Source organism: Amycolatopsis sp. NPDC059021 (assembly GCF_042739895.1).
In the GTDB taxonomy this organism is placed as follows: domain Bacteria; phylum Actinomycetota; class Actinomycetes; order Mycobacteriales; family Pseudonocardiaceae; genus Amycolatopsis.
This window is the reverse complement of the sequence record NZ_JBHYIQ010000119.1, coordinates 1-7,974: the sequence shown is the minus strand read 5'-3', so window position 1 is coordinate 7,974 and position 7,974 is coordinate 1. Positions and strand designations below refer to the sequence as shown.

The 7,974-nt window shown below is 71.1% G+C and carries 7 protein-coding genes; 4 read left to right on the top strand and 3 right to left on the bottom strand.

Annotated features, from left to right (window positions below):
* Positions 1–346 precede the first annotated feature (346 nt).
* The 3 genes from ACFWX1_RS41715 to ACFWX1_RS41705 all read right to left on the bottom strand — a co-directional run bounded on the left by ACFWX1_RS41715 (position 347) and on the right by ACFWX1_RS41705 (position 3,301).
* Entirely contained in the window at positions 347–1,249 is a 903-nt protein-coding gene (locus ACFWX1_RS41715; RefSeq protein WP_378395436.1) for an HAD family hydrolase, read from the bottom strand.
* 134 nt (positions 1,250–1,383) lie between these two features.
* The gene (locus tag ACFWX1_RS41710) at positions 1,384–2,475 is read right to left on the bottom strand and encodes a DUF5667 domain-containing protein (protein ID WP_378395420.1); all 1,092 of its coding nucleotides are present in this window, start codon (positions 2,473–2,475) and stop codon (positions 1,384–1,386) included.
* Between the two features lie 112 nt (positions 2,476–2,587).
* Positions 2,588–3,301, bottom strand: a complete 714-nt coding sequence (locus tag ACFWX1_RS41705) for a sigma-70 family RNA polymerase sigma factor (protein ID WP_378395419.1) — start codon at positions 3,299–3,301, stop codon at positions 2,588–2,590.
* 309 nt (positions 3,302–3,610) lie between these two features.
* Here ACFWX1_RS41705 and ACFWX1_RS41700 point away from each other — a divergent pair, with 309 nt between their 5' ends.
* The 4 genes from ACFWX1_RS41700 to ACFWX1_RS41685 all read left to right on the top strand — a co-directional run bounded on the left by ACFWX1_RS41700 (position 3,611) and on the right by ACFWX1_RS41685 (position 7,851).
* Positions 3,611–5,119, top strand: a complete 1,509-nt coding sequence (locus tag ACFWX1_RS41700; protein WP_378395418.1) for an AMP-binding protein — start codon at positions 3,611–3,613, stop codon at positions 5,117–5,119.
* A gap of 76 nt (positions 5,120–5,195) precedes the next feature.
* Entirely contained in the window at positions 5,196–5,432 is a 237-nt protein-coding gene (locus ACFWX1_RS41695) for a glutaredoxin family protein (RefSeq protein WP_378323647.1), read from the top strand.
* A gap of 63 nt (positions 5,433–5,495) precedes the next feature.
* Complete coding sequence (locus ACFWX1_RS41690) at positions 5,496–7,040, top strand: molybdopterin-dependent oxidoreductase (RefSeq protein ID WP_378395417.1); 1,545 nt, start codon at positions 5,496–5,498, stop codon at positions 7,038–7,040.
* 124 nt (positions 7,041–7,164) lie between these two features.
* Positions 7,165–7,851, top strand: a complete 687-nt coding sequence (locus tag ACFWX1_RS41685) for a fasciclin domain-containing protein (RefSeq protein ID WP_378395416.1) — start codon at positions 7,165–7,167, stop codon at positions 7,849–7,851.
* The last annotated feature ends 123 nt before the right edge of the window (positions 7,852–7,974 follow it).

The following is a 7,974-nucleotide window of genomic DNA, read 5'->3' as shown; positions in this document are numbered from 1 at the left end:
ACGCACGCCCCCCCGGGCGCCGGTCGCGGGGGGGGTGGCCCCGGGGGTTTTCGACCCTCCCCCGGCCCGCCCCGGGGGTTTGGTCACCCGCTCCAGGACCCGACCGGCCCCGTTCCCCGCGGTTGTCCACAGCCTCAGCCGATTGTGGACAACTCCGAGCCGCTCAGCTCGTTTTCGAGGTTCTGTCGCACCCCGGCGATAGACTGCTGGTGGGGCCGTCCCCCAGGGAGGGTGGGGGGATACCTATCAGAGGGAAACCCCGGCCCGGGTGGGGAAACGACCATTCCGGACGCCGAGTACCGCGAGCACTGGTGAAGTCCGGCCGGCCCCGTGGGCCGCGCAGGGGTCAGCGTTTGCGGTAGGCGAGTCCGGCCGCGACGGCGCCCGCCACCGCGCCGGCGCCCAGTACCGACGGGACACCGATCTTCGCGGCCTTCCGGCCGGTGCGGAAGTCGCGGATTTCCCAGCCGCGGGCGCGGGCGACGTCGCGCAGGCCGCCGTCGGGGTTGATCGCGACGGCGGTGCCGACCGTCGAGAGCATCGGGACGTCGTTCTGCGAATCCGAGTATGCCGTGCAGCGCTTGAGGTTCAGGCCCTCGCGGGAAGCCAGCGCACGCACCGCGTGCGCCTTCGCGCGGCCGTGCAGCATGTCGCCGACGAGCCGTCCTGTGTAGACACCGTCGCGGGTTTCGGCGACCGTGCCGAGTGCGCCGGTGAGCCCGAGCCGCCGGGCGATGATGCCGGCGAGTTCGATCGGCGTCGCGGTGACCAGCCACACGCGCTGCCCGGCGTCGAGGTGCATCTGCGCGAGCGCGCGCGTGCCGGACCAGATCTTGTCCGCCATCAGCTCGTCGTAGATCTCCTCGCTGATCGCGGTCAGCTCCTCCACCGTCCGACCGGCCACAAAGGACAGTGCGCGTTCGCGGTGGGTCTTGATGTCTTCCTTGTTCTCCCGTCCGCCGAGGCGGAATTTCACCTGGCCCCACAAGAAACCGGCGAGATCCGAGGTCGTGAAGAACTTTCGCGCGGCGAGCCCGCGGGCGAAGTAGAAGATCGACGCGCCCATCATCATCGTGTTGTCCACGTCGAAGAAGGCGGCCGCGGTGAGATCCGGCGGGGCGGGCGGCGCGGGCGGTTCGGCGACCTTCGTGGCAGCCTCGGCCGACGCCTCGCCCGCTAGCGCGGCGCGGCGTTCGAGCTCCTGGGTCTTGTCCTTGCTACGCCAAGCGGACACGCACACCGCCTCCAGGTCCAGCTACCGCCCAGGCGGCCCGGAACGTCCGGGATGCCTGAGCACAGCGTAGCGAGCGCTCACCTTCCCCGTCCGGGGTATGGCCTCCGTCACGGACCAACAGTTACGCGACGACAGTCACGCGGCGACCGTCACGGCACGACGATGGGCGGCAGGCCGGGCAACAGCGGCGGCAGCGAAATGCGCGGCGGCGGGGGCGAGGTCGGCGTCGGCAGCCGCGGCTGGGTCGGCGTCGGGATCGGCGGCGCGTACACCGGCGGCGGAGTCGTCCCGTGCGTCGGCGTGGGTGACAGCGGGGTCGGCGACGTCGGCTCCGAGCCGGGCGACACCACGAGTTGTGCCGGCGGCGTCGAGGTTTCCCCGGTGGCCGGTGGTGTGACCGGTTCCACGGGCGGCGGCACGACGCCGCCCGACGGGGACACCGGGAGTGTCGTGCACTCGCCGCGGGCCGGCAGCGCGCCCAGCTCGTCCGTCGAGCCGGTGGTGATCTGGTAGCAGCCGAGCCGCGCCACCAGATCCGTCGAGCGCTGCTGCACGCGGTCGAGCACGCCGCGCGCCTCGGTGAACGCGATCAGCACGTCCGCGGGGGCCTTGGTCTGCTGCGTGGCCAGCAGTGCCGACTGGTTCCTGGCCCACATCCGCAGATCGGCCAGCTGCTGCCGTCCCGCGTCGCCGATCGCGACCGTGGTCATGCCCGAGACCCCGGCACGCACCTCGGTGACGAAGTCGCCGAGCGTCCGCCGGTACACCTCGGCCTGCGTCGCCGGGGCCAGCTCGCCGAGCTCGGTGACCCGATGGCCGGCGAATTCGAGGTGCTTCTCGGCCTTGGCCCGGTCGCCGAACGCCAGCCCGAGCGATGCCGACTCGCCGACGCGCTTCACGCCGTACAGCGTGTCGCCCGGCAGGGCGTCCTTCGACAGCACCAGTCCGAGGCCCGCGAGAGTGAGGAACGCCGCGGCCGCGGCGGCCGCCAGATTGGCCAGGCGGACCCGGCGGCGCCCTGGCGCGTCGGCCGTCGCGGCCAGCCGTCCCGCGATCTCCGCGTGGATCCGCTGCCGCGTCTCCAGGTCCGGCGAACCGGTCTCGCCGAGCGCGCGCAACGCGCCGACGACGGCCAGCTCGTCGGCGAACTCGCCGCTCCGCCGCTCCGGCGAAGGTTCGAGCGCGCGGGCGAACCGCTCACGCTCGGCTCGCTCCCGCGACTGCCACCCGGGCACGCCCACGGTTCTTGCTCCGTCCCGCAACACCGGCCCCTGACTACCGGTCTGGCAGGAAAAACGATTCAGCGAGCGCGAGAGTTACGGATTCCGGGCAACGAGTGCGAAGTTACGAACTTCAGCGCAAACCGGTGGGCAGAAGTTGTGCCAGACGTCGTACCGCGCGGTGCTGGAGCGCCTTGATGGCCCCTTCGTTGCGGTTCATGATCTGCGCCGTCTCGGCCACCGACAGCCCCTGCAGGAACCGCAGGATGATGCACTCCCGCTGGTCGTCGCCCAGTTCCGCGACGCAGCGCAACAGCTCGGCGCGGGTCGCGTGGGCGATCGCCTGCTGCTCGGGCCCGGCGGGCACCGGGCTGCTCACGCCGGGGGTGTGCGTGGTGCCCGGCTCGGTGACCTCGTCGGTGACGACCTCGAGCCGGAACCGGCTGGACTTCACGTGGTCGAGCACCAGGTTGCGGGCGATGGTGACGAACCAGGCCCCGACGTCACGGCCCTGGTAGCTGACCGAGGTGATGCGGCGCAGCGCGCGCAGGAACGTCTCGCTCGTGACGTCCTCGGCGAGGTCGCGATCGCCCAGCCGGAACAGCACGTACCGGTAGACGACGTCGACGTACCGGTCGTAGAGCCGCCCGAACGCGGAGGTGTCGCCGTCCTGCGCGGCGCGCACCAGGTCCCACGCCTCGGCCTTGGCGGCTTCGGCGCGTTCGGTCTCGTCAGTGCTCACCGTGGTGTCTCCGGCTCGCCGGTTCAAGGGAACGGCTGCGCCGAGGACGCGCTCGGTGAACATCGCGACGGGCCGGTGGCCGGCGGCGGCGGTCGGCACGGTCATCGGGTGGCACCTCCGGCGTCTGCTCTGCCCCCGGTACCCCTGCTGACGACCCTGTTCCCGCGCACAGGAACACGCCGTCCCGCGTGCCCCACGACCCCGTGGGCAGGCAAGTTCGTCACGGCGACTCCCTCTGCTCGACCGTCGGGCGTGATCAACACCACCCGGCGACGCAGTGCAGCATACGTGTTGTTACCGCGAAGTAGGTAGGGGTATCGAGGTTGCGGAAATGCGACGAACGCCAGGGATCCCCGTGACGGGGGAGGAGATGACAAACTGGCAACGGCTTCCGACGAGGAAAGTGGGGTACGCGTGACCGTCGAGGACGTTGCGCCGGAGGGAGTAACCGCGCTGCTCGGAAAGGCCGCGGCGAGCTGGCCGGACGGCGTCGCGGTCCGGGACACCGACAGTGACGAGGTGTTCACCTGGGCACAGCTGGACGCCGCCGCGGCCACTCTGGCGGGGAAACTCGCCGAGGCCGGCGTCACGCCGGGTGACCGGGTCGCGCTGCGGCTGCCGACGTCCGCGGACTTCGTGATCGGTCTCTACGCGGCCCTGCGCGCGGGCGCCATCGTCGTCCCCATCTCCCCGCAGGCCCCGGCGCCGGAGCTGGGCAAACTGCTCGACCACAGCGGTGCGCTCGTCGTGATCCAGCGTGATTCCGGGGACGAACTGCCCGAGGACGTCGTGGCGCTGCCTCCACGGGCCGATGAGGCACCCGCCGAACCGGTCGACGTCGTGCGCGGCGGCGAGGACATCGCCGTCATCTCCTACACGTCCGGCACGACTGGGCCGCCGCGTGGCGTGATGCTCTCGCACCGCGCGCTGCTCGCGAACCTGGCGCAACTGCGTCAGGTCCAGGGGTCGCTCGAACACACCGACCGCGTGCTGATCACGATCCCGCTGTTCCATGTCTACGGTCTCGGTCCGGGCCTGCTGCAGGCCACAGCCGTCGGCGCGACCGCCGTGCTGTCCGAGCGGTTCGAGGCGGCCAGGACGCTCGAACTGTGCGCCGAACACCGCGTCACCTCCATCGCCGGGGTGCCGGTCATGTACGCGGAGTTCGCCGCGCTCGGTGCCGAAGCGCTGGGCCGCGGCCTGGCCACGGTCCGGCGGATGAACTCCGGTGCCGCACCGCTGCACCCGAAGGTGCTCACCGCGATCCGGCAGGCCACCGGCCTCGACGTCTACGAGGGCTACGGGCTCACCGAATGCGCGCCGGTGGTGACGTCCACGCTGGTCACCGGGTATCCGAAGCCGGGGTCGGTCGGTCGCCCGCTGCCCGGGATCGAGCTGCGGCTGGTGGACAGCGACGGCGACGCCCAGGAACCGCCGCTCGATCCGGACGACCCCGACGACGTCTTCGACAACGCCGGCGGCACCGGGCTGGTTTCGGTCCGCGGCGCGAACCTGTTCTCCGGGTACTGGCCGGACGGGGCGGCCGGGCCGGACGAGGACGGCTGGTACCGCACGGGCGACGTCGGTTATCTCGACAGCGAAGGCGATCTGCACCTGGTCGACCGGGCCAACGACCTGATCATCGTGAACGGCTTCAACGTCTTCCCACGCGAGGTCGAGGAGGTCATCGGGCAGCTTCCGGAGGTCGCCGAGGCGGCGGTCGTCGGGGTCGTCGACGAGCGCAGCGGCGAGGCGGTCAAGGCGTTCGTGGTGCCGCTGGACGGCGCGTCGCTGTCTGAGCAGCAGGTCGTCGAGCACTGCGCGGAGCGATTGGCGGGGTACAAGGTGCCGCACGCCGTCGAGTTCACCGACGCCCTACCGCATTCGGCCACCGGCAAGCTCCGGCGCCTGCGGCTGCGCTAGTGGCCTCTGAAGGCCACCTTCAGGGACTTGAGTTCCCTCAAGGTGGCCTTCGGAGACTTTCGGGGAGGATGGACTCATGGCGCATCAGGTCACGGTGATGACAAGGGTCGGGTGTCCGTCGTGTGTGACGGCGGAGGCCGAGGTCGAGCGCATCTGCGGGGAGCTCGGGGTGCCATGGGAGGCCGCCGACGTCGACACCGATCCGGAGTGGCGGGCCGAGTACGGCGACCGCGTCCCGGTGATCCTCGTCGACGGCGCCGAGCACGGGTACTGGAAGGTCGAGGAGGACCGGCTCCGCGCGGCGCTGGCATGACGTAAGAGCCCGGTAAGGGCCCGGACCCAAGCCGGATCCGCGTTCCGCGTCGAATATGGAGACGTGGAGGCTCAAGGGATTCGGGAAAAGCGGCTGTCGCTGCCGGTCGCCGCGCTGATCGGCGTGCTCGCGCTGGCCGCCGCGCTCGGTGTCGGACATCTGGTCGCGGGGTTCGTCGGCTACGCGGCTTCGCCGTTCGTTGCGGTGGCGACGTTCGTGATCGACCACAGTCCGCAGGGGATCGTGAAGTGGGCCGAACGCACGCTCGGCACGGCGGACAAGCTCGTCCTCAAGATCGGCCTCGGCGTCGTGCTGGTGTTGTTCGCGCTGGCCGCCGGACAGCTTTCGCGGCGCAAACCCCTGGCGGGACAGGTGCTCGTCGCGGTGCTCGGCGTCGCCGGGATCGCCGCGGTGTACGTCCGGAACGACCTCGGCCAGATCGCGCTGCTCGCCCCGGTGGCCGCGCTCGTGGCGGGGTTCGCCGCGTTCACCTGGCTGCACCGGCTCGCGCTGCCCGCCGAGCCGCGGTCCTACGACGGCGAATCGCGCCGGAAGTTCCTGGTCACCGGCGTCGGTGTCGCGGCGGGCGCGGGTGTCGCCGGACTGGGCGGACAGCTCCTCGGGACCAGCACGAACGCCGAAGGCTCGCGCGAGGCGATCGGTCCGCTCGTGCCGTCGCGCACCGCGCCGCCGATCCCGCCGGACGCCGACTTCGCCAAGCTCGGCACGCCGCCGTTCGTCACCCCGGCCGCCGACTTCTACCGCATCGACACCGCGCTGGTCGTCCCGCAACTGCGCAGTGAGAAGTGGCGTCTGCGCATCCACGGCATGGTCGACCGTGAGCTCACCTTGTCCTACTCCGACATCCGCTCGCGTCCGCTCGTCGAGCGGCTCGTGACGCTGACGTGCGTGTCGAACGAGGTCGGTGGCCCGCTGATTTCGACCGGCCGCTTCCTCGGCGTCGATCTCGCCGACCTGCTGCGCGAGGCGGGCGTGCGGCCGGGCGCGGAACAACTCGCCGCCACCAGCGCCGACGGCTGGACCTGCGGGACCCCGATCGGCGCGGCACTGGACCCGGAGCGCGGTGCGATGCTGGCGATCGGGCTGAACGGCGAGCCGCTGCCGGTCGAGCACGGCTTCCCGGCGCGGATCGTCATCCCCGGGCTGTACGGCTACGTCTCGGCGACCAAGTGGGTCACCGACCTCGAAGTGACGACCTGGAGCGCGCGTCAGGCCTACTGGCTCAACCGCGGCTGGGCCCGTGAGGCGCCGATCAAGACGGAATCCCGCATCGACACGCCCAGCGGGTTCGCGCGGGTGACCGCGGGGAAGGTGCGTGTCGCCGGGACCGCGTGGGCCCAGCACACCGGGATCGCGAAGGTCGAGGTGCGGCTGGACCAGGGGACGTGGCGGGAGACGACGCTTTCCGCCGAGGTCAGCAAGGACACCTGGCGCATGTGGTGGACCGAGCTCGACATCCCGCAGGGCTCGCACCAGGTCTTCGTCCGCGCCACCGACCGATCCGGCTACACGCAGACCGAGGCGCGCGCCGACCCGGTCCCGGACGGCGCGACCGGGTGGCATTCGGTGACACTGGACGCACGCTGACCACCCCTTCCACGGTTCGGACTGGGTACTCCGCTATAAAAACCTTGGGTGGCGACCCGGCACAGCTCCGGGTGACGAGACAGTCTTGTCGTGGCGTTCCCGGACCGAACAGGGAGTGATCGTTGTGGTGAAGCTTCGCGGCGTCGCCGGAGCCGGCATCGCGGCCGTGGCCGTGCTGGCCCTGACGGCCTGCAACCCGGACGACGCGGCGTACAGCGGCAAGGCCGAGCAGTACAAGTCCGCGACGCCGCCCGCCCCCGCGCCCGCCTCGGCGCCGGTGAGCACGGTGTCGACGCCGGCTCCCGGCGAGGGCGGCTCCGGTGGCTCTGCTGTTTTCGGCTCCGCGTGCGAGTCGCTGCCGCACGGCAGTGAGGCGGGCAGCGTCACCGCGATGGGGCAGCAGACGGTCGCCGCCGCTGCCGCGGCGAACCCGCTGCTGACCAAGCTTTCGGCCGCGATCAGGAACGCGAACCTGACGGACTCGCTGAACAACGCGCCCGCGGTGACCGTGTTCGCGCCGTCCGACGACGCGGTCAAGGCGTACGGCGAGACGAAGTTCAGCCAGCTGAAGGGCACCGAGCTGACGTCGCTGCTGAACTTCCACGTCATCGGCAAGCGCCTCGACGCCAAGGGCCTCGAAGCCGCGAAGACGTCTCCGACGCTCGCCACCGATGGCGGTCAGCTGACGTTCTCGGGCACCGGGAACCAGCTGACCGTGAACGGCGCGAAGATCCTGTGCGGGAACATCGCGACCAAGAACGCGACCGTGTTCGTGATCGACAAGGTCCTCGCGCCCGCCAGCGGCAGCTGAGGTCTCTCTGCTCGAAGGTCCGTGAAGGCCTCCTTCACAGCGCTCAACGCTGTGAAGGAGGCCTTCACGGCTTTGATGGGGTTTCTGCGGGGCGCGGCGTGTGTAGAGGGTGGCCCCAGGTGC